General features: G+C 66.2%; 27 protein-coding genes. 19 read left to right on the top strand and 8 right to left on the bottom strand.

Annotation, left to right across the window (positions count from 1 at the left end; translation table 11 throughout):
* Positions 1–22 precede the first annotated feature (22 nt).
* Entirely contained in the window at positions 23–1,099 is a 1,077-nt protein-coding gene (locus J2W36_RS08335; RefSeq protein ID WP_307689245.1) for an ABC transporter substrate-binding protein, read from the top strand.
* 279 nt (positions 1,100–1,378) lie between these two features.
* On the opposite strand, the gene J2W36_RS08330 is transcribed toward J2W36_RS08335, so the two are convergent.
* Together J2W36_RS08330 and J2W36_RS08325 are read right to left on the bottom strand one after the other, a co-directional pair.
* A complete protein-coding gene (locus tag J2W36_RS08330; protein WP_307689244.1) occupies positions 1,379–3,019 on the bottom strand; it encodes a GMC family oxidoreductase in 1,641 nt (546 codons plus the stop codon).
* A gap of 122 nt (positions 3,020–3,141) precedes the next feature.
* Positions 3,142–4,671, bottom strand: a complete 1,530-nt coding sequence (locus J2W36_RS08325) for a CoA-acylating methylmalonate-semialdehyde dehydrogenase (protein ID WP_307689243.1) — start codon at positions 4,669–4,671, stop codon at positions 3,142–3,144.
* Between the two features lie 114 nt (positions 4,672–4,785).
* Between J2W36_RS08325 and J2W36_RS08320 the strand changes: the two genes are divergently transcribed.
* The 5 genes from J2W36_RS08320 to J2W36_RS08300 all read left to right on the top strand — a co-directional run bounded on the left by J2W36_RS08320 (position 4,786) and on the right by J2W36_RS08300 (position 9,606).
* Positions 4,786–5,751: a LysR family transcriptional regulator gene (locus tag J2W36_RS08320; protein ID WP_307689242.1), complete on the top strand. Its 966-nt coding sequence runs from the start codon at positions 4,786–4,788 to the stop codon at positions 5,749–5,751.
* Between the two features lie 162 nt (positions 5,752–5,913).
* Complete coding sequence (locus tag J2W36_RS08315) at positions 5,914–7,092, top strand: MlaE family ABC transporter permease (RefSeq protein ID WP_307689241.1); 1,179 nt, start codon at positions 5,914–5,916, stop codon at positions 7,090–7,092.
* Positions 7,089–7,904, top strand: a complete 816-nt coding sequence (locus J2W36_RS08310; protein WP_307689239.1) for an ABC transporter ATP-binding protein — start codon at positions 7,089–7,091, stop codon at positions 7,902–7,904. Before J2W36_RS08315 ends, J2W36_RS08310 begins: the two co-directional genes overlap by 4 nt.
* A gap of 4 nt (positions 7,905–7,908) precedes the next feature.
* Positions 7,909–8,892 carry an MlaD family protein gene (locus tag J2W36_RS08305; protein WP_307689238.1) on the top strand — a complete coding sequence of 328 codons (984 nt, stop codon included), beginning with the start codon at positions 7,909–7,911 and terminating at the stop codon, positions 8,890–8,892.
* A gap of 15 nt (positions 8,893–8,907) precedes the next feature.
* On the top strand, positions 8,908–9,606 hold the full coding sequence (locus tag J2W36_RS08300; RefSeq protein WP_307689237.1) for an ABC-type transport auxiliary lipoprotein family protein: 699 nt from the start codon (positions 8,908–8,910) through the stop codon (positions 9,604–9,606).
* A gap of 34 nt (positions 9,607–9,640) precedes the next feature.
* On the opposite strand, the gene J2W36_RS08295 is transcribed toward J2W36_RS08300, so the two are convergent.
* Both J2W36_RS08295 and J2W36_RS08290 read right to left on the bottom strand, forming a co-directional pair.
* Complete coding sequence (locus J2W36_RS08295; RefSeq protein WP_370869291.1) at positions 9,641–10,282, bottom strand: MarC family protein; 642 nt, start codon at positions 10,280–10,282, stop codon at positions 9,641–9,643.
* Between the two features lie 14 nt (positions 10,283–10,296).
* Complete coding sequence (locus J2W36_RS08290) at positions 10,297–11,043, bottom strand: SDR family oxidoreductase (RefSeq protein WP_307689235.1); 747 nt, start codon at positions 11,041–11,043, stop codon at positions 10,297–10,299.
* A gap of 73 nt (positions 11,044–11,116) precedes the next feature.
* Between J2W36_RS08290 and J2W36_RS08285 the strand changes: the two genes are divergently transcribed.
* From J2W36_RS08285 to J2W36_RS08275, 3 genes are all read left to right on the top strand, one after another.
* Positions 11,117–11,740: a 2-hydroxychromene-2-carboxylate isomerase gene (locus J2W36_RS08285; RefSeq protein WP_307689234.1), complete on the top strand. Its 624-nt coding sequence runs from the start codon at positions 11,117–11,119 to the stop codon at positions 11,738–11,740.
* 2 nt (positions 11,741–11,742) lie between these two features.
* Positions 11,743–12,426 carry a dienelactone hydrolase family protein gene (locus J2W36_RS08280; RefSeq protein ID WP_307689233.1) on the top strand — a complete coding sequence of 228 codons (684 nt, stop codon included), beginning with the start codon at positions 11,743–11,745 and terminating at the stop codon, positions 12,424–12,426.
* 174 nt (positions 12,427–12,600) lie between these two features.
* A complete protein-coding gene (locus tag J2W36_RS08275) occupies positions 12,601–12,960 on the top strand; it encodes an alpha/beta hydrolase (protein ID WP_307689232.1) in 360 nt (119 codons plus the stop codon).
* Positions 12,961–13,028: 68 nt separating this feature from the next.
* On the opposite strand, the gene J2W36_RS08270 is transcribed toward J2W36_RS08275, so the two are convergent.
* Complete coding sequence (locus J2W36_RS08270) at positions 13,029–13,934, bottom strand: LysR family transcriptional regulator (RefSeq protein WP_307689231.1); 906 nt, start codon at positions 13,932–13,934, stop codon at positions 13,029–13,031.
* 144 nt (positions 13,935–14,078) lie between these two features.
* Between J2W36_RS08270 and J2W36_RS08265 the strand changes: the two genes are divergently transcribed.
* Positions 14,079–14,435 carry an alpha/beta hydrolase gene (locus tag J2W36_RS08265; protein ID WP_307689230.1) on the top strand — a complete coding sequence of 119 codons (357 nt, stop codon included), beginning with the start codon at positions 14,079–14,081 and terminating at the stop codon, positions 14,433–14,435.
* 96 nt (positions 14,436–14,531) lie between these two features.
* On the opposite strand, the gene J2W36_RS08260 is transcribed toward J2W36_RS08265, so the two are convergent.
* From J2W36_RS08260 to J2W36_RS08250, 3 genes are all read right to left on the bottom strand, one after another.
* On the bottom strand, positions 14,532–15,677 hold the full coding sequence (locus tag J2W36_RS08260; RefSeq protein ID WP_307689229.1) for a magnesium transporter CorA family protein: 1,146 nt from the start codon (positions 15,675–15,677) through the stop codon (positions 14,532–14,534).
* 8 nt (positions 15,678–15,685) lie between these two features.
* Complete coding sequence (gene hemB, locus J2W36_RS08255; protein WP_307689228.1) at positions 15,686–16,690, bottom strand: porphobilinogen synthase; 1,005 nt, start codon at positions 16,688–16,690, stop codon at positions 15,686–15,688.
* Positions 16,691–16,781: 91 nt separating this feature from the next.
* Positions 16,782–17,003: a hypothetical protein gene (locus tag J2W36_RS08250; protein ID WP_307689227.1), complete on the bottom strand. Its 222-nt coding sequence runs from the start codon at positions 17,001–17,003 to the stop codon at positions 16,782–16,784.
* Between the two features lie 17 nt (positions 17,004–17,020).
* Between J2W36_RS08250 and J2W36_RS08245 the strand changes: the two genes are divergently transcribed.
* The 9 genes from J2W36_RS08245 to J2W36_RS08205 form a co-directional block, all read left to right on the top strand.
* Positions 17,021–17,449, top strand: a complete 429-nt coding sequence (locus J2W36_RS08245) for a CopD family protein (protein ID WP_307689226.1) — start codon at positions 17,021–17,023, stop codon at positions 17,447–17,449.
* 2 nt (positions 17,450–17,451) lie between these two features.
* Positions 17,452–18,564 (top strand): VanZ family protein, encoded by a 1,113-nt coding sequence (locus J2W36_RS08240; RefSeq protein WP_307689225.1) that lies wholly within the window; start codon positions 17,452–17,454, stop codon positions 18,562–18,564.
* Positions 18,565–18,573: 9 nt separating this feature from the next.
* On the top strand, positions 18,574–18,900 hold the full coding sequence (locus tag J2W36_RS08235; protein WP_307689224.1) for a (2Fe-2S) ferredoxin domain-containing protein: 327 nt from the start codon (positions 18,574–18,576) through the stop codon (positions 18,898–18,900).
* Positions 18,901–18,992: 92 nt separating this feature from the next.
* Complete coding sequence (locus J2W36_RS08230) at positions 18,993–19,625, top strand: alpha/beta hydrolase (RefSeq protein ID WP_307689223.1); 633 nt, start codon at positions 18,993–18,995, stop codon at positions 19,623–19,625.
* A gap of 23 nt (positions 19,626–19,648) precedes the next feature.
* The gene (locus tag J2W36_RS08225) at positions 19,649–20,818 is read left to right on the top strand and encodes a D-alanyl-D-alanine carboxypeptidase family protein (protein ID WP_307689222.1); all 1,170 of its coding nucleotides are present in this window, start codon (positions 19,649–19,651) and stop codon (positions 20,816–20,818) included.
* Between the two features lie 229 nt (positions 20,819–21,047).
* A complete protein-coding gene (rpsL, locus tag J2W36_RS08220) occupies positions 21,048–21,425 on the top strand; it encodes a 30S ribosomal protein S12 (RefSeq protein WP_013543948.1) in 378 nt (125 codons plus the stop codon).
* A 142-nt stretch (positions 21,426–21,567) separates the two neighbouring features.
* Positions 21,568–22,041: a 30S ribosomal protein S7 gene (rpsG, locus tag J2W36_RS08215; RefSeq protein ID WP_068630557.1), complete on the top strand. Its 474-nt coding sequence runs from the start codon at positions 21,568–21,570 to the stop codon at positions 22,039–22,041.
* Between the two features lie 83 nt (positions 22,042–22,124).
* Positions 22,125–24,224 carry an elongation factor G gene (gene fusA / locus J2W36_RS08210; RefSeq protein WP_307689221.1) on the top strand — a complete coding sequence of 700 codons (2,100 nt, stop codon included), beginning with the start codon at positions 22,125–22,127 and terminating at the stop codon, positions 24,222–24,224.
* Positions 24,225–24,363: 139 nt separating this feature from the next.
* The coding region (locus J2W36_RS08205; protein WP_038111923.1) for a GTP-binding protein at positions 24,364–24,454 on the top strand (91 nt) is incomplete at its 3' end.

The following is a 24,454-nucleotide window of genomic DNA, read 5'->3' as shown; positions in this document are numbered from 1 at the left end:
TTCACCCACCGAAAGGAAAGCCATGTCCATCCCCCGCATCGCCTCACCGTCCGCGGCCCTGCGCCGCACCGTCTTCACCGCGGTGGCCGCCGCTGCGCTGGCCGTCACCGGCATGGCCGGCGCGCAGACCAAGACGATCTACATCGGCATGAACGGCGGCACCTTCGAGAAGGCGTACACGCAGTACGTCTTCCCGGCTTTCGAGAAGGCCAACAATGTCAAGGTGGTGGTCGTGCCCGGCACCTCGTCCGACATCCTGGCCAAGGCGCAGGCCAACAAGGACCGTCCGCAGATGCACGTGATGTTCCTCGACGACGGCATCATGGCGCGCGCCATCGGCATGGGCCTGTGCGAGAAGCAACGCCCGAGCGCCGCGCTCAACGAGATCTACCCGGCCGCACGCTTCAAGGGCGACATGGCCAGCGGCGTGAGCCTGGGCATGACCGGCCTGGCCTACAACGCGAAGATGTTCAAGGAGAAGGGCTGGGCGCCGCCGACCTCGTGGATGGACCTGGCCGACCCGAAGTTCAAAGGCAAGGTGGTGTTTCAGTCGGCCTCGGCGTCGTCCTTCGGGCTGCACGGCTTCCTGATGTTCAACCGCATCCAGGGCGGTAGCGAGAAGAACGTCGAGCCGGGCTTCAAGGCCTGGCCGACGACCATCGGCCCGAACGTGCTGGAGTACATCCCGAGTTCGGCCAAGCTCTCCGAGATGGTCCAGACCAACGAGGCCGCGATCTTCCCGCTGACCCCGACGGCCGTGGCCGCCATGAAGACCAAGGGCATCCCGGTCGAATACGCGAACCCGAAGGAAGGCGCCGTGGTGTTGATCGTCGGCCAGTGCGTGATCGCCAACAACAGCGAGCCCGAGCTGGCGCAGAAGCTGACAGAGTTCCTGCTCTCGCCGCTGGCGCAGGCGAACGTGCTGCAGTACGGCAGCCAGATCCCAACCAACCCCAAGGCGCCGGTCGTGGGCGAGGGCGCCGCGCAGGTGGCCGCGATCAACGGCTACATGAAGACGGCGATCACGGTGGACTGGGACAGCATCAATGCGAACCGGCCGGCTTGGAATGCGCGGTGGAACAAGACGATTGAGCGGTGAACGTTTGGGTTGCAGTGAGTGCGGGGTGGCGTCGGCGGGCGGTAGGCCTGCGGGCGGCAGACGTCTCCGGTCCTTCGGACTTCGCTGCTGCTCCTCGCCAAAGGCGGGGTCCGCGCAAACTCGCTTCGCTCAAACATGCGCGGCCCTGATCCGCCTTTGGCTGCGGTGCTCGCCGGAGCCGGACAGCCGCCCGTAGGCCTACCGCCCGCCGACGTGGACGCGCGATGGTTGTGCATCCCGCACCGCCTGTCGGGCGCTCTGACCAACGTCAAGCCACAGTCAATCCCCCAAACGAACCCACCCCGCAGCCTTCTCCGCCATCATCAACGTCGGGCTGTTCGTGTTCCCGCTCGTGATCGTCGGCATCGCACCGGCATCGACGACGCGCAGGCCGGCAATCAAACCCCCGCGCCCGTCCCGCACCCGCAAGCGCGAATCCAGCACCGCCATCGGATCGCCATCGGCGCCCATCTTCGTCGTGCCCACCGGATGGAAGATGGTGGTCGCAATATCTCCAGCCAGACGTGCCAGATCGTCGTCGCTCTCGTACTGCGGCCCCGGCTTCCATTCGACCGGCTTGTACTTGGCGAGCGCCGGCTGCGCGGCGATGCGGCGCGTCACGCGCAGCGAATCGGCCGCGACCTTCCGGTCTTCGTCGGTGCTCAGGTAGTTCGGCGCGATCGCCGGTGCGTCCTCGAAGCGCGCGCTCTTGATGCGCACCGAGCCGCGGCTCGTCGGGTTCAGGTTGCACACGCTCGCGGTGAAGGCCGGGAAGGCGTGCAGCGGATCGCCGAAGGCGTCGAGCGACAGCGGCTGCACGTGGTACTCGAGGTTCGGCCATTCGTGGTCGGGCGAACTGCGCGTGAAGGCGCCCAGCTGCGAGGGCGCCATGCTCATCGGCCCGCTGCGCTTCATCAGGTACTCGAGGCCGATCTTCGCCTTGCCCATCATCGACGACGCCAGCACGTTGAGCGTCGGCGCGCCGTCGATCTTGAACACCGCGCGGATCTGCAGATGGTCCTGCAGGTTCGCGCCCACGCCCGGCAGGTCGGCCACCACGTCGATGCCGCGCTCGCGCAGCAGGTCGGCCGGGCCGATGCCCGAGAGCTGCAGCGTCTGCGGCGAACCAATGCTGCCGGCGCACAGCAGCACTTCGGCGGTGGCGTGCGCCGTCACCATCTCCTGGCCGTCCCACACCTGCGCGCCGGTGCAGCGCTGCGTGCCATCGGGCTGCGTCTCGACGATCAGCTTCGTGACTTGCGCGCCGGTCCACATCTCGAAGTTCGGCCGGCCATAGCAGGTCGGTCGCAGGAAGGCTTTGGCGGTGTTCCAGCGCCAGCCGTTCTTCTGGTTGACCTGGAAGTAGCCCACGCCTTCGTTGCTGCCGCGGTTGAAGTCGGTGGAATGCGGAATGCCGGCTTCCTGCGCGGCCTGCGCGAAGGCATCGAGGATGTCCCAACGCAGGCGCTGCTTCTCGACCCGCCACTCGCCGCCCGCGCCGTGCATCTCGTCGGCGCCGAGGTAGTGGTCCTCGTGCTGCTTGAAGGCCGGCAGCACCTGGTCCCAGCGCCATGCGTCGTCGGCGGTGAGCTGCGCCCACTGGTCGTAGTCGCGCGACTGGCCGCGCATGTAGATCATCCCGTTGATGCTGGAACTGCCGCCGAGCGTCTTGCCGCGCGGGTAGCGCAGCGTGCGGCCGTTGAGGCCCGGGTCGGGCTCGGTGCTGTAGAGCCAGTCGGTGCGCGGGTTGCCGATGCAGTAGAGGTAGCCGACCGGAATGTGGATCCAGTGGTAGTCGTCGCGGCGGCCCGCCTCGATCAGCAGCACGCGCTTGCGCTTGTTCGCCGAGAGCCGGTTGCACATCAGCGCGCCGGCCGTGCCGCCGCCGATGACGATGTAGTCGAATGTGGTGTCGCTCAAGGGTGTTGTCTCCGGCCTTGTCATTGTTGGCAGTCGCACCGTTGTACCCGGTTTCTTCACAGCTCCCGTGCAACCGGCTTTGCCGGGCCGCCGGGAGCGCCCCCTCAGCCTGGGGGGTGAGCTTATTTCGCCGTGGGCATCACGAACTCTGCGCCCTTGCCGATGCTTTCGGGCCAGCGCTGCATGATGCTCTTTTGCTTCGTGTAGAAGCGCACGCCTTCCTCGCCATAGGCATGCATGTCGCCGAACAGCGAGCGCTTCCAGCCGCCGAAGCCATGCCAGGCCATCGGCACCGGAATCGGCACGTTGATGCCCACCATGCCGACCTGGATGCGGCGCGAGAACTCGCGCGCCACGTTGCCGTCGCGGGTGAAGCAGCTCACGCCGTTGCCGAACTCATGGGCATTGATCAGGTCGACGGCTGCCGCCAGGTCGTCCACGCGCACGCAGCCGAGCACCGGGCCGAAGATCTCTTCCTTGTAGATGCGCATCTCGGGCGTGACGTGGTCGAACAGCGTGCCGCCCATCCAGAAGCCGTTGTCGCAGCCCTTGCCTGCCGCCGCTCCCTGAAAGCCGCGGCCGTCGACCAGCAGCTTTGCGCCTTCCTTTTCGCCCAGATCGATGTAGCCGGTGATGCGCTCGTGCGCGGCGCGGGTGACGATCGGGCCCATTTCGGCTGCGAGGTTCTCGCCGTCGAGCACCTTGAGCGTCTTCGTGCGCTCGACCAGTTGGGCCACGACCTTGTCGGCCACATCGCCCACCAGCACGGCCACCGAGATCGCCATGCAGCGTTCGCCGGCCGAGCCGTAGCCCGCGCCGATCAGCGCATCGACCACCTGGTCGATGTCGGCATCGGGCATCACCACCATGTGGTTCTTCGCGCCGCCCAGGGCCTGCACGCGCTTGCCATGGCGGGCGCCGGTTTCGTAGATGTAGTTGGCGATGGGCGTGGAGCCGACGAAGCTGATGGCCTTGACGTCGGGGTGCTCCAGCAGCGCGTCGACGGCCGCCTTATCCCCTTGCACGACGTTGAACACGCCGTCGGGCAGGCCGGCTTCCTTGAGCAGCTCGGCCATGCGCAGCGACGCGCTCGGGTCGGTCGGGCTGGGCTTGAGGATGAAGGTGTTGCCCGCGGCGATGGCCACCGGGAACATCCACATCGGCACCATCACCGGGAAATTGAAGGGCGTGATGCCCGCGACCACGCCCAGCGACTGGCGCAGCGTCCAGTTGTCGATGCCGGTGGACACCTGGTCGGTGAAGTCGCCCTTGAGCAGTTGCGGAATGCCGCAGGCGAATTCGACGATGTCGATGCCGCGGCTGACTTCGCCCTGCGCGTCGGTGAACACCTTGCCGTGTTCGGCGGTGATCAGGTGGGCCAGTTCGTCCTTGTGCAGGTTCAGCAGCTCGAGGAACTTGAACATGACGCGGGCACGGCGGATCGGCGGCGTGTCGGCCCACTTGGGGAAGGCCGCATGGGCGGCAGCCACGGCAGCGGCAACCTCGCTGCTGTCGGCCAGCGCCACGCTGCCGGTGACGGCACCCGTGGCCGGATTGGTCACGTCCTGGCGGCGGCCGCTCTGGCTGGCAACGGGTTGGCCGCCCACCCAGTGGTCAAGGGCGGCGAGGGCGGGGCGTACGGGTGCGTTCATGAAAAGGGGTCCTTGGGGCTGGTGCAATGTGGCGCAAGTCTAGGCTCGGCTCCGTACTTTGGAAATACCGGATTACTGATTACATTGTTCAAATTCCTGAACACTGTGCGACGCATGACCCCCTCGTCCGACCCCGTTTTCGCCGACGTGCACTTGCTGGTGGTACTGGCGCAGACACGCAGCTACACCCAGGCCGCGCGCCGCCTGGGCATCTCCAAGGCTTCGGTGAGCATGCGCATTGCCGAGCTCGAGCGTGCAGCGGGCATGCCGCTGGTGCAGCGCACCACGCGCTCGGTTGCACTCACTGCGGCCGGCCAGCAACTGGCGGCGGAGACCGAGCTGTCGTTCACGCGCATCGCGCAGAGCTTCACCGCGGTGCGCGACCTCGCGAGCACGCCACGCGGCCTGGTGCGGGTGACGGCGCCGGTGGCGCTCGGACGCCAGCACATGACCGGGCTGATCGCCCGCTTCCTGCTGCGCTACCCCGAGATCCGCATCGAGCTCGAGCTGACCGACCGCTTCGTGAACCTGGCGCAGGAGGGTTTCGACCTGGCGATCCGCCACACCCACGCGCCACCCGACACGCACGTGGCCTGGACGCTGTGCGAGACGCGCTCGCTGCTGGTGGCCACCGGCGACTACCTGCAGCGCCGCGGGACGCCCACGCATCCGTCGGAGCTGGTCGATCACGACTGCCTGCTCTACCTGCGCGACGGCGCCGGTCAGGCGGCCTGGTCGTTCGAGCGCGCAAGCGGTCGGCGGCCTGGCGGCGCGGCCCGCGAGCCGGTGCGCGTGCCCGTGGCCGGCCCGTTCAAGGCGAACAACAGCGAGGCGCTGCGCGACGCGGTGCTCTGCGGGCTGGGCATCGGGCTGCTGCCCGACTTCAGCGCCAGCACGCACCTGCGAACGCAGGCGTTGCAGGCGGTGATGCCCGACTGGCAGCCGCAAGGGGTGTTCGGCGACCGCATCCATGCCATCAGGCCCTGGTCGCCGCACGTCCCGCGTGCGGTGCAGTGCCTGGTCGACCATCTGCGCGAGCATCTGGCCGAGGGTTTTCCAGCCGCCGAAGGAGAGGGATGAGGGCGCAGAATCCCGCGATGGCCGGCGCATCGCCGGGCCACTTGCCGCCGGTACGCGCCCTGACCCCGCACGCGCCCCATCGATCGGATGCATCTTCATGTGCTGCGGTTAGGATCGGCGATCCGCTTTCGTTGCTGGCCGCTTCAGGAATCCCACGCCCTCATGCCCCTCACTGCGCCGAACCCCGCGCCCGACGCCCCGTCTGCCATTGCGCCGACCCCGGCCACGGCAACGGCGCCGCGCGTTGAGTCAGCCGGCGAATCGGGTGTGCTGGCCAGTGGTGCCTGGACCGCGCTGTCCTTTTCCTCGCCGCGTCACTGGAAGGCGCTCTCAGAGAGTCTGGAACGCCTGCCTGCCCGCGCCGACACCGCCTGGGACCTGCGGCCGATCAAGCAGCTCGACCACATCGGCGCCCAGCTGCTCTGGAACCACTGGCACCATGCGTGGCCCGCGCAGATCGAACTCGATCCGCAGCATCGGGCCGTGCTCGAACACGTCGCGCGCTACACCTGCAGCGTGCCGGTCGAGCCGCCACCGACGTTCGTGCAGCACCTCCAACGGCTCGCGCGTGGTGGCTCGCGTTCGGTGCGCGTGGCGCGCGACTTTCTTGCGCTGTTCGGCCAGTTCGTGCTCGACGTCGGCACGCTCATCCGTGCGCCGCACCGCGGGCCCTGGCGCGATTTCTCCGGCCAGCTCTACCAGTTCGGGGCCACGGCGCTGCCCATCACGGCGCTGGTCGGGCTGCTCATCGGCGTGGTGCTGGCCTATCTCACCTCGAACCAGCTTCGCAACTATGGTGCGGAGACGTTCATCGTCAACATCCTCGGCCTGTCGCTGATCCGCGAACTCGGGCCGGTGCTGGCGGCGGTGCTCATCGCCGGCCGTTCGGGCTCGGCCATCACCGCGCAGATCGGCGTGATGCGTGTGACCGAAGAACTCGACGCGATGCGCGTCATGGGCATCCCGCACGGCTTCCGGCTGGTGATGCCGCGCGTGCTCGCGCTGGCCATTGCGATGCCGCTCATCAGCATGTGGACCTCGATGGCCGCGCTCTTGGGCGGCATGATCGCGGCCGATATGGCGCTGGGCATCTCGCCCTCGTACTTCATGTCGGCGCTGCCACGCGCGGTGCCGCTGTCGAACCTCTGGCTGGCCATGGCCAAGTCGGCCGTGTTCGGCGTGCTGATCGCGCTGGTGGGCTGCTACTTCGGCATGAAGGTCAAGCCCAACACCGAGAGCCTGGGACGTGGCACGACCTCGTCGGTGGTCACCTCCATCACCGTCGTGATCCTGATCGACGCGCTGTTCGCGGTGCTGTTCAAAGGCGTGGGTTTTCGATGATCGATGCGCCCGACGTGCACGCGCCCACGGTGGTGGACATCCGCAAGCTCTGGACGGTGTTCGCGTCGTCGCGCGGAGAGCAGGTGGTGCACCGCGACCTCGACCTCGCGATCCGGCGCGGCGAGGTGCTGTCGCTGGTGGGTGGCTCGGGCACGGGCAAGACCGTGCTGCTGCGCCAGATCCTCGGGCTGGAACATCCCAGCCGTGGCGACGTCACGGTGCTGGGCCAGCCGGCCGGCCGACTGAGCGCGCACGCGGCGGCCTCGGTGGGCATGCTGTTCCAGCACGGCGCGCTGTTCTCGGCGTTCAGCGTGCTCGACAACATTGCCTTTCCGCTGCGCGAACTCAAGCTGTTGCCTGAAGCGTTGATCCGCGACGCGGCGCTGGTCAAGCTGCAGATGGTCGGGCTCGGCCCGGCCCATGCCAACAAGAGCCCGGCGGACCTGTCGGGCGGCATGATCAAGCGCGTGGCGCTGGCGCGTGCCCTCATCATGGACCCGCCGCTGCTGCTGCTCGACGAACCCACGGCCGGCCTCGACCCCGAGAGCGCCGACGGCTTCTGCACGCTGCTGCGCACGTTGCACCGCGAGCTCGGGCTCACGGTGGTGATGGTCACGCACGACCTCGACACGCTGTTCGACCTGAGCACGCGCATCGCGGTCCTGGCTGACCAGCGGGTGATCGTCGCGGGCCTGCCACGCGAGGTGATCGCCCACCCGCACCCGTTCATCCAGCAGTACTTCCTGGGCGGCCGAGGCCGCCGCGCGATGGAAGCCCTGCACGAGGACGACGTCCCCGATTCGCAAAGGTAGACCCATGGAAAACAAGTCCCATGCCCTCGCCGCCGGTGCCTTCGTGCTCGGCCTTGCGGCTGCGCTGGTGGCGCTGGTGATCTGGCTCACGCGTGACGACACCGTGCGCCACGTCTACGAACTGTCCACACGCGACGCGGTCAGCGGCCTGCAGCCGCAGGCCATGGTGCGCTACCGCGGCATCGCGGTGGGCAAGGTCACGGCCATCGACTTCGACCCCAAGCAGACCGGCAACGTGCGCGTGCGCCTGACGGTCGATGCCCGCGTGCCGCTCACGCAGTCGAGCTATGCCACGCTCAGCTACCAGGGCGTGACCGGCCTGGCCTTCATTGCGATCGACGACAAGGGCGAGTCGCAGGTGGCGCTGGTGCCCAACGACGAAGCGCCGCCACGCCTGCCGTTGCGGCCGTCGATGCTCGCGCAGTTGCAGGACCGCGGCGAGGCGATCCTCAAGCAGGTCGAGCAGGTGACCACGCGGGTCAACAACGTGCTCGACGACGGCAACCAGAAACGCATTGCGACCGCGCTGGAAAACATTGCGCAGGCCGCGGCCAGCGCCAACCAGCTCACGCGGCAGCTCGATGCCACCGTGAAGAACGGCCTGAACCCGACGCTGGCAGCGCTGCCGCCGCTGATCGATCGCACCCGCGACACCATGGGGTCGCTCAAGACGGCCGCAGGCGACGTCTCGCGGGTGGCCAACAACCTCAACACCACGGCATCGCGGCTGAATGCGCCCGACGGGCCGATGCAGCGCCTGGGCGACGGCACCCAGGCGCTGTCGCAGGCTGTCGAGTCGTTCAACAACGCAACGCTGCCGCGCCTGAACCGCGTGGCCGATGACACGTCGCAGGCGGTGCGCCGGCTGGGCCGCGCGGCCGACGGCATCAACGACAACCCGCAATCGCTGCTGTTCGGCAATGGCGGTGTGGTGGCGGGGCCGGGCGAGCCGGGCTTTGCCGCACCGCCGGCCGCAGCCCGTCCCTGAGGAAGGTCCAAGCCCATGAACGTGAACCCGAAGATCACCCTGTCTGCGCGACGCCTGCGCGTCGTGGCCACCTTGGCCCTGGGCGCGGCCGCGAGCGCGCTGTTGCTCGCCGGTTGCGGCGCCTTGCCCGACCGGCCCGCGCGTGCCGTGCTCTACGACTTCGGCCCTGGCCTGGTCGCGGGTGGTGCTGCGGCAGTGGCGACGGCTGGGGCACCCGTCGCCGCCGGGTCTACGCTGGCGCTCGCCGACATCGAAGCCAGCGCGCGCCTGGAGGGCACGCAGGTGCTCTACCGTCTGGGCTATGCCGATGGCAACGAGCTGCGCCCCTATGGCCTGGCGCGCTGGAGCGTGGCGCCGGTGCAGCTCGTGCACCAGCGTTTGAACGACGCGCTGTCCGTGCGCCATACGGTGCTCAGCCCGCGCGAAAGTGCTTCCATGGCGCGCAGCGGCGGCCGGGTGCCCAACACGCTGCGTGTGACGCTCGAGGAGTTCAGCCAGTACTTCGAGGCGCCGTCGGCCAGCGTTGGCCTGGTGCGCCTGCGTGCCACCTTGATCCAGACCCAGCCCGGTGGCGACCGCGTGCTGGCGCAACGCAGCTTCACCGTCCAGCGTCCGGCGCCCACGGCCGATGCGGCGGGCGGTGTGAAGGCGCTGGCCGCGGCCACCGAGGCGGCGGTGACCGAACTGGCCGGCTGGGTGGACGCAACGCGCTGAGTGCGCTCGGCGCGTCGCGGCGGTTCGGGCGAGGTCAGCCCGCGCGGCCGAGGATCGGGAACAGTTTGCCCAGGCCGTCGGCCATCACCTCGACAGCGAGTGCGGCCAGGATCAGGCCCATCAGACGGGTCATCACGTTGATGCCTGTCTTGCCCAGCACACGGGCGATCGGCTCGGCCAGCGAAAAGGTCACACCGGTGGCCAGGCCGATGATGACGCCGTAGCCCACCAGCAGCGCGAGTTCCCACAGATGCTGGGTCTTCTCTGCGTAGATCACCATGGTCGACATGGTGGCCGGGCCAGTCAGCAGCGGAATGGTCAGCGGTACGACCGCGATCGAGGCGCCCAGCGAGGCTTTCACCTCGGTCGCGCGAATCTCTTCCTTGCTGGTCTTGGCCTCGGCGGGTTGCGCGTTGAGCATGTTCAGCGAACTGATCAGCAGCAGCATGCCCCCGCCGACCTGGAAGCTGGCGATCGAGATGCCGAAGAACGACAGCAACTGCAGCCCGAGCAGGGCGCTGACCGCGATCACCACGAAGGCGCTGAAGGCCGACACCCACGCGGTGTGGCGGCGCTGGCGCGAGGTGTATTCCTGCGTGTAGTGGATGAAGAACGGCACGATCGCCAGCGGGTTGACGATGGCCAGCAGCGTGATCAGCGGCTTGATCAGGTCCATGGTGGGCGTGGCCATCAGCGGCCTCCTGCCACATCGAGCAGCGCCCCCGTGGTGTAGCTGGCCTCGGGTGACAGCAACCACACGATGGCCGCGGCCACTTCGTCGGCGCTGCCGGTGCGCTTCATGGGCACGGTGGGTGCCAGCGCTGCGGCGCGTTCGGGCATGCCGCCCGAGGCGTGGATCTCGGTTTCGATCAGGCCGGGACGCACCGCGTTCACCCGAATGCCCTCGTCGGCCACTTCCTTGGCCAGGCCGAGCGTGAAGGTGTCGATGGCACCCTTGCTGGCCGCATAGTCGACGTATTGCCCCGGCGAGCCCAGGCGCGACGCGGCGCTCGACACGTTGACGATGGCGCCGCCGTGGCCGCCATGGCGCGTGCTCATGCGGCGCACCGCTTCGCGTGCACAGACGAAGCTGCCGATCACGTTGATGCGCATCATGCGTTCGAGCCGGGCCACGCTCATCTCGTCGACACGCGCCTGCCGGTCGACCACACCGGCGTTGTTGACGAGTGCGGTGAGCCGGCCCAGCCGGGCGTCGATTGCCGCGAACATGGCCAGCACCTGCGCCTCATCGCCGACGTCGGCTTGCACGGCGATGGCGGTGCCGCCTTCGCTGCGGATGCGACGCACCACCTCGTCGGCGGCCGCCGATTGGCTGGCGTAGTTGACGGCCACCGCAAAGCCGCGTCGGGCAGCGAGCACGGCGGCGGCCGCGCCGATGCCGCGACTGCCGCCCGTCATCAAGAGCACCTGGTTCAAGTCCCGCCTCCTGCACAAGTAATGCGCGTCAGTTAAAAACCGTCTGCACGGATTACATCATCGAGGAGAAGCCATGCGCCGCACCATCGACTATTACTTCACGCCCCAGAGTCCCTGGACCTACCTGGGCCACGCGCGCTTCGTGGCGCTGGCGCAGGCAGCCGATGCCACCGTGCGCGTGCGCCCGGTTGATTTCGGCGCGGTGTTCCCGGTTTCGGGCGGCCTGCCGCTGGGCAAGCGCGCGCCACAGCGCCAGGCCTACCGGCTGGTCGAACTCGCGCGCTTCTCCCGCCACCTCGGCCTGCCGCTGAATCCGAAGCCCAAGTTCTTTCCGGTGGGCGGCGACGATGCGGCCAAGCTCATCATCGCGGTCGACCTGCACGACGGCACCGATGCGGCGCTGCGCCTGTGTGCGGCGGTGTTCGCGGCCGTATGGGTGCAGGAGCGCAATATCGCCGACCCGACGCTGCTGGAGACGCTGGTGGCCGAATGCGGTCTGCCGGCCAAGCGCGCCGAGCAATCGCAGAGCCAGGCGGTTCAGGAGCGCTACGAGGCCTACACGCAGGACGCCATCGACGCGCAGGTCTTCGGCGCGCCCAGCTATGTGCTGGATGGCGAGATCTTCTGGGGCCAGGACCGGCTGGACTTTCTGGCGAGCGCACTCGAACAACCTTTCACTCAGTCTCAAGGAGCATGACCATGGGTCAATTCATCGATCTCACCGCCGCCGACGGTTTCACTTTTCCTGCGTATGTGGCCGAGCCCGCAGCCCAGCCCAAGGGCGCCATCGTGGTGCTGCAGGAAATCTTCGGCGTGAACTCGCACGTCCGCGCGGTCGCCGACGGCTATGCCGCCGCGGGCTACCTGGCGGTGGCGCCGGCCACTTTCCACCGCGTCAAGCCGGGCGTCGAATTGGGCTACACCGGCGACGACATGCAGGCCGGCGTCGCGCTCAAGGCGGCGGTCGAGGCGCTGCCCGCGCCCGGTGTGCTGCAGGACGTGCAGGCGGCCGTCGACTACGCGGCGCGTGCGGGCAAGGTGGGCGTGGTCGGCTATTGCTGGGGTGGGCTGTTGGCCTGGCGGGCGGCCGCGGGTGTTTCCGGCCTCGCGGCGGCAGCCCCTTATTACGGCGGCGGCATGACCACCCCCGAGGAATCGGCGCGCCGGCCACACGTGCCCGTGCTCGCGCATTTCGGCGAAAAGGATCACTGGATTTCGCTCGAATCGGTCGAGGCCTTCAAGGCCGCGCATCCGGACGTCGAGGTGCATGTGTATGCCGCCGATCACGGCTTCAATTGCGACCAGCGCGGCTCCTACGATGGCGCTGCGGCCACGCTGGCGCGCGAGCGCACGCTGGCCTTTTTCGCCCGTCACGTGGGCTGACGCCGACGCTCGCCCGGCACGGCGGGTGGGTGCTTCGGCGCACCGTGGATTGTTCGCCTTTCATGAACGCCGTGGTTCGTTTTGGAGGCGTTTTCAGGGCGTGATCCGGCGCAAACTTCATCTCACAGGCAGGCACTTCAGCAAGCCTGATCCTTCCACTACCAAGGAACTGAAATGAAGACCTCCAAGATCATCGCCGCCGCCGCTCTCTCCCTGCTTGCTGCCGCAGGCGCCCAAGCCGAAACCTATGACGGCGTGCTGACCACGCAAGGCGCGCTGAGCCGCGCCGAAGTGAGCACGCAAGCCGTGGCCGCTGCTCGCGCTGGTGACCCGTACGCCGAAGCCGCCAACGCTGGCGTGCAACCGGTGCTGGCCGCCTCGACCGACCGCGCCCTCGTCCAGGCCGAAGCCGTTGCTGCCGCCCATGCACCGAACCAGAACCTGGACCGCAAGGCGTTCGTGAACAGCACGGTGCTGCCCGCTTACACCAACGGCACCCTGAAGATCCGCACCACACGCCAGGCTGCACTGTAAGCTGCAGTTTGCCTAAGCCCGAAAGGCCGGCGCCCCAGAAGGCGCCGGCCTTTTTCATTTTGCCGCGCTCATTTCTTCTTCGCAGGGGCGCGTGCGCCGATGCGCGTTTCCAGGAAGTCGAGCAGGGCACGCAGCGCAGCGCTGTTGTGGCGCCGCTGGAGGTAGGCCGCCGACAGCCACACGTCGCTGCGCACGAAGGATTCGAGCACCGGCTCCAGTTCGCCGTGGTCGATGTGCGACTGCACCAGCAAGGCGGGCACGTACAGCACGCCGAAGCCCTGCATGGCGACCTGGATCAGCGGCCCCGCCTCGGTCGCATCCATGCGGCTTTTGACGGCGATGTCGACGGGTTTGCCCTCGACCTCGAAGCGCCAGAGCGGGTGATGGCCAAGACGTGAGTGCGTCAGGGCGTCGTGTCCGGCGAGGTCGGTGGGCTGCACGGGCTTGCCGTGTTTCTTCCAGTAGCGCGGGGACGCACACACCACCAGCTTCACCAGCACCAGTTTGCGCACGATCAGGTTGTCGTCCTCGATCGGTCCGAGGCGCAGCGACAGGTCGATGGCTTCCTCGGCCATGTCCACGGTGCGATTGCTCAGGTGCAGGCTGATGCTGACTTCGGGGTAATAGCCCATGAATTGCGCCAGCAGCTTGGGCAGGTCGCCCTGACCCATGCCGTGCGGCGCCGACAGGCGAATGCGTCCGGTCGGCCGGCTCGCGTGCTCCTGCAACTCGGCCTGGGTGAGCTCGACCATCTCCATCACTGGTTTGCTGCGCTCGAGCAGCAGCGCGCCCGCGTCGGTCAGGCTCACCGAGCGGGTCGAGCGGTTGAGCAGCCGCACGCCGAAACGTGTCTCCAGTTCGGCCACGTACTTGCTGACGGTGGCTTTCGACATGTCCAGCTTGGTCGCTGCCCGCGAAAAACTGCCCAGCGCGGCGACTTCGCGGAAGGTCCTGATGAGATCAAAGCTGTCCATTTACCGGCCTATTGTTTCGATATCGTGAACACCGTGATTCATTTTCATGAGGGTTTTTACCTACTTACGGGTGCACAATTCATGCCACGGGACGCCAAATCGGCATCCCGAGCGAACCGCTCCAGAACAAACCAAGGAATCCAAATGAAGACCTCGAACATCCTCGCCGCTGCTGCCCTGACCATTCTCGCCGCTACCGGCGCCCAAGCAGAAACGTATGACGGCGTGCTGACCACGCAAGGCGCACTCAGCCGTGCCGAAGTGAGCACGCAAGCCGTTGCCGCTGCTCGCGCTGGTGACCAGTACGCTGAAGCCGCCAACGCTGGCGTGCAACCGGTGCTGGCCGCCTCGACCGATCGCGCACGCGTCCAGGCCGAAGCCGTTGCGACCGCCCATGCACCGAACCAGAACCTGGACCGCAAGGCGTTCGTGAACAGCACGGTGCTGCCCGCTTACACCAACGGCACGCTGAAGATCAACACGCGCCAAGCCGCGCTGTAAAGCGCCTGCCTCACTGTCCGCACATCGCGGCCGGTCAAGCAAGCCAAAGAAAAAACCGGGGATGCGCAGGCATCACCCGGTTTTTTCACGTTTCACTCAGCGCGCGGTGCGTGCCAGGTAGCGTTTGCGCCAGAACACCATCACCAGCCCCACGGCCGTCAGGCCCATGGAAGCCATGGCGATCCAGAAGCCGTCGGCCTTGTGCACGAGCGGGATGAACTCAAAATTCATGCCGAAGATGCCGGCGATGAGGTTGAGCGGCAGGAACACCGCCGTGAGCACGGTCAGGATCCGCATGATGTCGTTGGTGCGGTGGCTCTGCACGCTGAAGTGCATCTGCACCGCGGTCTCAGCGTTCTGTTCAAGGCGGCGCACATGGTGCACGACGCGCTCGATGTGCTCGAGCACGTCGCGGCTGCGCACCAGGATCAGCTCCCGCTCGCGCAGTTCGACCGCGCCCACGGGTGCAGGCAGTGTTTCGAGCGCATCGAGCCAGTCCTGCACGGCCGCGCGCTGGTCTTCGCAGATCTCGTCGAGGTGGTGCAACGACTGGCGCGCCTGCATCAGCGCGCTCCAGTTGGTGAATCGGCTTTTCGGGTCGATCAGCTCGGCCTGCCAGTGGTCGAGCTGGCGAGTGAGTTCGCGGCGCAACTCCAGGTAGGCGTCGACGATCTGGTTGACCACGCGCAGCATCAGGTCGGCCGGGCTGGTGGGTACGCGCGCGCTGGTCGCACGCGCGTCAAGTGCCGGCGTTTCGGCTTCGGGCCGATCGCCACGGTCGCCGCGTCCGGCGGCGGCCAGCAGCTTGGCCGCGTAGGCGTCGCGCACGGCGGCGTCGTCGGGGTGCACCGAGAGCAGCACCCGGTCGAACACGGCGAAACCGACGGGCCGGGTGTCGATGCGCCGCAGCACCGGTGGGCCACTGCGGGGCAAGGCGGGCGCCTGTGTGTCGGGGCCGACGCCCGCCGCTGCGAGCCGCCGGAACACGATCACGTCGTACAGCGAGGTGTAGTCGTAGTGCGAGGGCAACTGGTCGTTGAGCAGGTCGCTCACGTGCAGATCGACCAGTTGCGTGCCGCAGAGCGCTGCCAGCACGCGCTGCACATCGCCGAGCGAGGCGCGGAACTCTTCCCGCGTGAGCGACAGCCACAGGTAGCCCGTGCGGCAGGCGCCGGGCAGGGCCAGCGGCGCGAGCGTGGCATGTTCGTCGACCTGCGAGCCGCTGACCTGGAAGATCCGCATCGCGCCGCTCAGCCCTGGCGCAGCAGGCGTGCGGCGTCGAGTGCGAAATAGGTCAGCACGCCGTCGGCGCCGGCGCGCTTGAAGGCCAGCAGGCTTTCGAGCATGACCGCGTCGTGGTCGAGCCAGCCGTTCTGCGCGGCCGCCTTGAGCATCGCGTACTCGCCGCTGACCTGGTAGGCGAAGGTCGGCACGTGGAATTCGTCTTTGACGCGGCGCACGATGTCCAGGTAGGGCATGCCGGGCTTGACCATGACCATATCGGCGCCTTCGGCGATGTCGATCGCCACCTCGCGCAGGGCCTCGTCGCTGTTGCCCGGGTCCATCTGGTAGACCTTCTTGTTGCTCTTGCCGAGGTTGGCCGAGGAACCGACCGCGTCACGAAACGGGCCGTAGAAGGCACTCGCGTACTTGGCGCTGTACGCCATGATCCGCGTGTGGATGTCGCCGGCTTCTTCCAGCGCGTCGCGGATGGCGCCGATGCGTCCGTCCATCATGTCGCTGGGCGCGACGATGTCGACGCCGGCGTGCGATTGCGTGAGGGCCTGCTGAACCAGCACCTCGACGGTGGGGTCGTTCAGGATGTAGCCGGTGTCATCGAGCAGGCCATCCTGCCCATGGCTGGTGTAAGGGTCGAGCGCGACGTCGGTCATGATGCCCAGTTCGGGAAAGTGTGATTTCAGCGAGGCGACCACACGCGGGATGAGCCCGTCCGGGTTGAAGGCTTCGTCGCCGTTGGGCGTCTTCAGCCGCGCGTCGATCACCGGGAACAGCGCCATCACCGGAATGCCCAGTGCCACGCATTGCTCGGCCACCGGCAGCAGCAGGTCGAGGCTCAGCCGTTCGACGCCGGGCATCGACGCGATGGCGTCGCGGCGGCGTTCGCCTTCCTGCACGAACACCGGGTAGATCAGGTCATGGCTGTGCAGGGCATGTTCACGGACGAGGTTGCGCGTGAAACTGTCGCGACGGAGACGGCGCGGACGGCCGGCAGGAAACGGGGCGTGGAAGGTCATGGCCAAAATTGTGCCCCATCGGCTGCTTTTGCCCGGCGCGCCACCTGTCTGGGTGAACGAATTTGCACGCCAGAGGCATGATTGAGCGCGCTCAGTCCACCGAAATGTCAAAAATAGTTACTGGAAACGCTTGATCGTAGGTTTCCCCTTTGTTAAATTCTGTGCTGGGCGGCTTGCCGCTCCCCGCTTTTCCTCCCTGAGCGGGTGCCTTGATGTGTGACAGCAAAAGGGCTTCCCAGCCCGGCGTTTTGACGCCGGGCTTTTTTTTGTCCGGCGTGGCATCGGTGGCGTGCGCTGCCTCGTGCGTCGACACCCTCTAAACTGGTCGCCATGCTCTGGGTCAAGTCGCTGCACATCGTATTCATCGCCAGCTGGTTTGCCGGCCTTTTCTATTTGCCGCGGATTTTTGTGAATCTCGCAATGGTGCCGCCCGGGTCGGTGGCCGAGCGCGACAGGCTGTTGCTGATGGCGCGCAAGCTGTTGCGTTTCACCACCTTCCTGGCAGTCCCTGCGCTGGGGTTCGGCGCCTGGCTCTGGCTGGGCTACGGCATCGGCCGCGGTCCGGGCAACGGCTGGATGCACGCCAAGCTGGCGTTGGTGCTGATGGCGCTTGGTTACCACCACGGCTGTGGCGTGCTGTTGCGCAAATTCGAGGCCAACGCCAACCGCCGCAGCCATCGCTGGTACCGCTGGTTCAACGAGGCGCCGGTGGTGCTATTGCTCTGCATCGTGATCCTGGTCGTCGTCAAGCCCTTCTGACCGTGCCTGCGCAGCACAAGTCCGCCGCGCAGCCTCTGGCGCTCGCATACGCCACGCTGATCGTCTATGCGAGCCTGTATCCATTCTCCGAATGGCGCGACCAGGGTATTGCGCCCTGGGCCTACCTGGCGGCACCCTGGCCGAAGTACTGGACGGGATTCGACTTCGGGGTGAACGTGGTGGGTTACATGCCGATGGGTTTCCTGTCGGCGTTGGCGGTGCTGCGCACGCGCCCGGGCAGCGGCGGCCTGCCTGCCGTGCTGCGCGCCACGTTGGCCGGCGGTGCAATCTCGCTGGCCATGGAAACATTGCAGAGCTACCTGCCCTCGCGCATCCCGTCGAACGTCGATCTGGGGCTCAACACCGCCGGCGCACTGCTCGGCGCCGTGGTGGCGGCGGTGCTCGAACGCGTGGGTGCGGTCGCACACTGGAGCCGCGCACGTTCCCAGTGGTTTGTCGATGACGCGCGTGGCGGGCTGGTGCTGCTGGCGCTCTGGCCGGTTGCGCTGCTGTTTCCGGCGGCCGTCACCTTCGGTCTCGGGCAGGTCTTCGAGCGGCTGGAGGCGGCGTTGTCGGAATGGCTGCTCGACACACCCTTCATCGACTGGCTGCCCGTGCGCCAGTTCGAGCTGGAGCCGCTGGTGCCCGGCGTCGAGATGATCTGCGTGCTGCTGGGGGCGCTGGTGCCTTGCCTGCTGGGCTTCATGGTCACGCGCGAGTTGCCGCGCCGTGCCGTGCTGTTGCCGCTCACGCTGCTCGCGGGTGCGCTGGCCAGCGGTCTGTCGGCGGCGCTCAGCTACGGGCCGGACCATGCCTGGGCGTGGCTGAGCGCGCCGGTGCAACTGGGCATGGCGGGTGCGGTGATCGTCGGCACGCTGCTGCTCGGCGCGGGGCGTCGGCTCTGCGCCGCGCTGCTGCTGCTGGCGCTGGTGCTGCACCTGAGCCTGCTCAACCAGGCACCGGAAAGCGCGTACTTCGCTCAGACGCTGGCGACCTGGGAGCAGGGGCGCTTCATTCGCTTCCATGGGCTGGTGCAGTGGCTCGGCTGGCTCTGGCCATTCGCCACACTGGGCTACGTGGTGGCCGTGCTGTCGAGGCGGCCGGCGCAAACCTAGAATGCGTCCATGCCCTACTACCAGCGCCACATCTTCTTCTGCCTGAACGAACGCAAGAACGGCGAGGATGCCTGCGCCAAGCACCAGGCGCAGGAAGGCTTCGACCGCTGCAAGTCCAAGGTCAAGGAGGCGGGGCTGGCGGGCGTTGGCAAGGTGCGGGTGAACAAGGCCGGTTGCCTCGATCGCTGTGCGGGCGGGCCGGTGGCGGTGGTCTACCCGGAGGAGACGTGGTACACCTTCGTGGACCACGACGACATTGACGAGATCGTCGAGTCGCACCTGAAGAACGGTCGGCCGGTGGAGCGGCTGCTGCTGCCGCCCGACGTCGGACGCTGAGCGGCGCCGCACGGCCCTCAAAATTGGCTGAACCTTCCTGGCTTTCGGGCGTCCATGAGGACTGACCGGAGGAATCTTCCATTGCAAGCATCATGAATTCACAGACCGAGAAGCTCCGCCTGCACGGCGCCGCCGGCGTGATCGAGGTTCAGCGCGACGCCGCTGCCCAAGGCGTTCCCGCCCGCGGGGTCGCCGTCATCGCCCACCCGCACCCGCTTTTTGGCGGCACCATGGACAACAAGGTCGTGCAGACGCTGGCGCGCGCCTTCGTGGCCAGCGGCTGGACGGCCGTGCGCTTCAACTTCCGTGGCGTGGGCGCCAGCGAAGGCGTGCACGACGAGGGGCGCGGCGAAACCGACGACTACCGCTCGGTGGTTGCCCAACTCGCGCCCGAGGGGCCCATTGCCATTGCGGGCTTTTCCTTTGGCGCCTTCGTGGCCATGAATGCGCTTCAGTCGCTCTGGGGCGAGCGCGACGTGGGAAGTGTGGCGTTGGTCGGCGCCAGCGTTGTGCGAGCCGTGCCGGCAGCCCTCCCCGAGGCCGCACACGAGCGCACGCTGCTCGTCCATGGCGAGGTCGACGACACGGTGGCCTTGTCGGCGGTGATGGATTGGGCGCGGCCCCAGTCACTTCCTGTCACAGTCATACCGGGGGTTGGCCATTTCTTTCACGGACAATTGCCCCTGCTCAAGCACCTTGTCGCCCGCCATTTGCGCGCGGGCTAGTTTTTCGTCTGTTTGCATCCCCCATGAACCGTATGTCCGACGCGCTCCGTGCGCTGGTGCTGGCTGCTGCCGCATCCTTTTCCATCCTGGCCGCCGCGCAGGCACCCGTTCCGCCGGAAATTGCCGCGCGCAGCTATCTCCTGCTCGACGTCACGGCCAACCAGTTGCTCGCGCAGAAAGACATCGACAGCCAGGTCGAGCCGGCCTCGCTCACCAAGCTGATGTCCGCCTACCTTGTCTTCGATGCACTGAAATCCAAGAAGATCACGCTCACCCAGACGCTGCCGGTGAGCGAGCGCGCCTGGAAGATGCCGGGCTCGCGCATGTTCATCGACCCGAAGATGCAGGTGCCGGTCGAAGACCTGATCAAGGGGTTGATCGTCCAGTCGGGCAATGACGCCACGATGGCGTTGGCCGAAGGCGTGGGCGGCACTGCCGAGCATTTCGTGCAGCTCATGAACGAGCAGGCCAAGGTGCTGGGCATGAAAAACACCACCTACAAGAATCCTGAAGGCCTGACCGAGCCGGGCCACACCACGACCGCGCGTGACCTCAGCATTCTGGCGGGCCGGCTGATGCTCGACTTTCCCGAGTACGTCCATTACTACGCGATCAAGAAGTACCGCTACCCGGGCACGCCGTCGACCAACGACACCAACCGCAACCTCTTGCTGTTTCGCGATCCGACGGTCGACGGGCTGAAGACGGGCCATACCAATGCCGCTGGCTACTGCATGATCGTCACGGCCAAGCGCGACTTCCCGAACCTCAGCGGCGGGCGCCGCCTGCTGTCGATCGTGCTGGGCACCAGCAGCGAGGCGGTGCGCGCCAACGAGTCGCAAAAACTGCTGAACTGGGGCTATACCGCCTACGACGCGGTCCGCCTGTTCGAAGCCAATCAGCCCGTCGCGACGCCGCCGGTATGGAAGGGTGCGGTCAACACGCTGAAGCTGGGGCGCACCGAGCCGATCGTGGTCGCGGTGCCGGCTGGTTCGGCCGCCAAGCTGACCACGCAGGTCGCGCGGCCCGATCCCCTGGTGGCGCCGTTCACCAAGAACCAACCGGTAGGCTCGCTCAAGATCAGCCTGGGCGATCAACCCGTGGCCGAGGTGCCCCTGGTGGCGCTCGAAGCGGTCGAGCAGGCCGGCATTCTGGGCCGCGCCTGGGACGCCGTGCGTCTCTGGATCAAGTGAGGGGCAGTCAAGGGCTCGCCCCTTAACGGGGGACAGACCGGCGGTCGGGCAGCGCCCGTTCCGTGGTGTTTGGCAAATCCGCTGGCCAACGGTTGACGCTATGCGCTATACTCGTGGGCTTTTCGGAAATTTCCGAAGGGTTTCACGTTTTCGTCCATTCCTGGACTATCTAGAAACATGCCCTGGTCGGTTCACGCTTGGACTGGGGTGTTTTGGGACTTATTCATTCATGCCAACCATCAATCAACTGGTGCGTCAGGGTCGGACGGTCGAAAAGATCAATTCGAAGAGCCCTGCAATGCAGAACTCGCCGCAACGTCGCGGTGTCTGCACCCGCGTCTACACCACGACGCCCAAGAAGCCCAACTCGGCGCTTCGTAAAGTTGCCAAGGTCCGTCTGACCAATGGCTTCGAAGTCATCTCGTACATCGGCGGCGAAGGCCACAACCTGCAGGAACACAGCGTTGTGCTGGTTCGCGGCGGTCGTGTCAAGGACTTGCCCGGCGTGCGTTACCACATCGTGCGCGGTTCGCTCGACTTGCAAGGCGTGAAAGACCGCAAGCAGTCGCGTTCCAAGTACGGCGCCAAGCGCCCCAAGAAGGCTTAATCGCTTTCTGTATCAGCGGTGTTCGGCGTGCCTTGGCGGGCGCATCGAACGAAGTGACCCGATCCTGGGTCGAGTAAGTGAGAGTTTTTGTTGGCTCTCGCGGTACCTGAAACGGTGCCAACTGAAGCAAAGAGGTGAAAAAATGCCACGTCGTCGCGAAGTCCCCAAACGTGAAATCCTGCCGGATCCAAAGTTCGGCAATGTCGAGCTGTCCAAATTCATGAACGTGATCATGGAAGGCGGCAAGAAAGCCATCGCTGAGCGCATCATCTACGGTGCTCTGGAGCAGATCGAGAAGAAGAACCCGGGCAAGGATCCGGTCGAAGCCTTCACCATGGCCATCAACAATGTGAAGCCGATGGTCGAAGTGAAGTCGCGCCGCGTGGGCGGTGCGAACTACCAGGTGCCTGTCGAAGTGCGCCCGGTCCGTCGTCTGGCGCTGTCGATGCGCTGGATCAAGGAAGCCGCTCGCAAGCGCGGTGAAAAGTCGATGGCCCTGCGTCTGGCCAACGAACTCATGGAAGCCACCGAAGGCCGTGGCGGCGCCATGAAGAAGCGTGACGAAGTGCACCGCATGGCAGAGGCCAACAAGGCCTTCAGCCACTTCCGCTTCTAAAGAATCGTCTTAAAACAGACTGGCTGGAAGCCCGACCTGCCGTGTGGCAGGCGGGCTTTCATCCGTTAATGGAGTAATTTCTCATGGCACGCAACACCCCCATCGAGCGCTACCGCAACATCGGTATCTCGGCGCACATCGACGCTGGCAAAACCACGACGACCGAGCGCATCCTGTTCTACACCGGCGTGAATCACAAGATCGGCGAAGTGCACGATGGTGCAGCGACGATGGACTGGATGGAGCAGGAACAAGAGCGTGGCATCACGATCACGTCCGCCGCGACCACCTGCTTCTGGAAGGGCATGGCCGGCACGTTCCCCGAACACCGCATCAACATCATCGACACCCCCGGTCACGTGGACTTCACGATTGAAGTCGAGCGCTCGATGCGCGTGCTCGACGGCGCCGTGATGGTGTACGACGCCGTCGGCGGCGTGCAGCCCCAGTCGGAAACCGTCTGGCGCCAGGCCAACAAGTACCGCGTGCCGCGTCTGGCGTTCGTCAACAAGATGGACCGCACCGGTGCCAACTTCCTGCGCGTTCGCCAGATGATGATCGACCGTCTGAAGGCCAACCCCGTCGTGATCCAGATCCCGATCGGCGCCGAAGACAAGTTCCAGGGCATCGTCGACCTCGTGAAGATGAAGGCCATCATCTGGGACGAAGACAAGGGCGTGACCTTCCAGTACGGCGAGATTCCTGCCGACCTGGTGGACGTCTGCAACGAATACCACGAAAAGCTCGTCGAAGCCGCTGCCGAAGCCAGCGAAGAGCTGATGAACAAGTACCTCGAAGGCGAAACGCTGTCCGAGGCAGAAATCAAGGCCGCCATCCGCCAGCGCACCATTGCCGGCGAGATCCAGCCGATGCTGTGCGGTTCCGCGTTCAAGAACAAGGGCGTGCAGGCCATGCTCGACGCGGTCATCGAATACATGCCCGCTCCGACGGACATCCCGCCAGTGAGTGGCACCGACGAAGACGAAGCACCTGTCGTTCGCCAAGCCGACGACGAAGAGAAGTTCTCTGCGCTGGCATTCAAGCTCATGACCGACCCGTTCGTCGGCCAGCTGACCTTCGTGCGCGTCTATTCCGGCGTGCTGAAGAAGGGCGACAGCGTCTACAACCCCGTGCGCGGCAAGAAGGAACGCATCGGCCGTATCGTGCAGATGCACGCCAACAACCGTGAAGAAGTCAGCGAAATCCGCGCCGGCGACATCGCGGCTTGCGTGGGCCTGAAGGAAGTGACCACGGGCGAAACCCTGTGCGATCCGTCGGCGATCGTGACGCTCGAGCGCATGGTGTTCCCGGAATCGGTGATCTCCCAGGCCGTCGAGCCGAAGACCAAGGTCGACCAGGAAAAGATGGGCATCGCGCTGCAGCGTCTGGCTCAGGAAGATCCTTCGTTCCGCGTGAAGACCGACGAAGAATCCGGCCAAACCATCATCTCGGGCATGGGCGAGCTCCATCTCGAAATCATCGTGGACCGCATGAAGCGCGAATTCGGCGTGGAAGCCAACGTCGGCAAGCCGCAGGTGGCGTACCGCGAAACCATCCGCAAGACGGTCGAAGATGCCGAAGGCAAGTTCGTTCGCCAGTCGGGCGGCAAGGGCCAGTACGGCCACGTGATCCTGAAGGTCGAGCCCCAGGAAGCCGGCAAGGGCTTCGAGTTCGTCGACGCGATCAAGGGCGGTGTGGTTCCTCGCGAATACATCCCTGCGGTCGAAAAGGGCGTCATCGAAGCGCTGGGCCAGGGTGTGCTCGCCGGTTACCCGGTGGTCGACGTCAAGGTCACGCTGCACTTCGGTTCGTACCACGACGTGGACTCGAACGAAATGGCCTTCAAGATGGCTGCCATCTTCGGCTTCAAGGAAGGCTGCCGCAAGGCCAGCCCGGTCATCCTGGAACCCATGATGGCCGTGGAAGTCGAGACACCTGAAGACTACGCCGGCAACGTGATGGGCGACCTGTCCAGCCGTCGCGGCATGGTGCAGGGCATGGACGACATGATCGGCGGCGGCAAGGCCATCAAGGCTGAAGTCCCGCTGTCGGAAATGTTCGGCTACTCGACCACACTGCGTTCGATGTCGCAAGGCCGCGCCACGTACACGATGGAGTTCAAGCACTACGCCGAAGCTCCTCGCAACGTTGCCGAAGCCATCGTGGCCGCCCGCGCTAAGTAATTCAAGAATGTGGGGCTTGCGCAGTGCGCAGCCCGACTTGTCTGCGACCCGATGCCGTCCTGTTTCCGTGCGGGACGAATCAGCAATTGGGTGCAGACATAAAACCAACACACGGACATGCTCTTTCAAGGATTGAAAAATGGCAAAAGGTAAGTTCACCCGCACCAAGCCCCACGTGAACGTGGGCACGATCGGTCACGTCGACCATGGCAAGACCACGCTGACCGCTG

Source organism: Variovorax ginsengisoli, assembly GCF_030811835.1.
Taxonomy (GTDB): Bacteria; Pseudomonadota; Gammaproteobacteria; order Burkholderiales; family Burkholderiaceae_C; genus Variovorax; species Variovorax ginsengisoli_C.
Note: the sequence above shows the minus strand (reverse complement) of the source record. Positions and strands in the feature narration are given on the sequence as shown.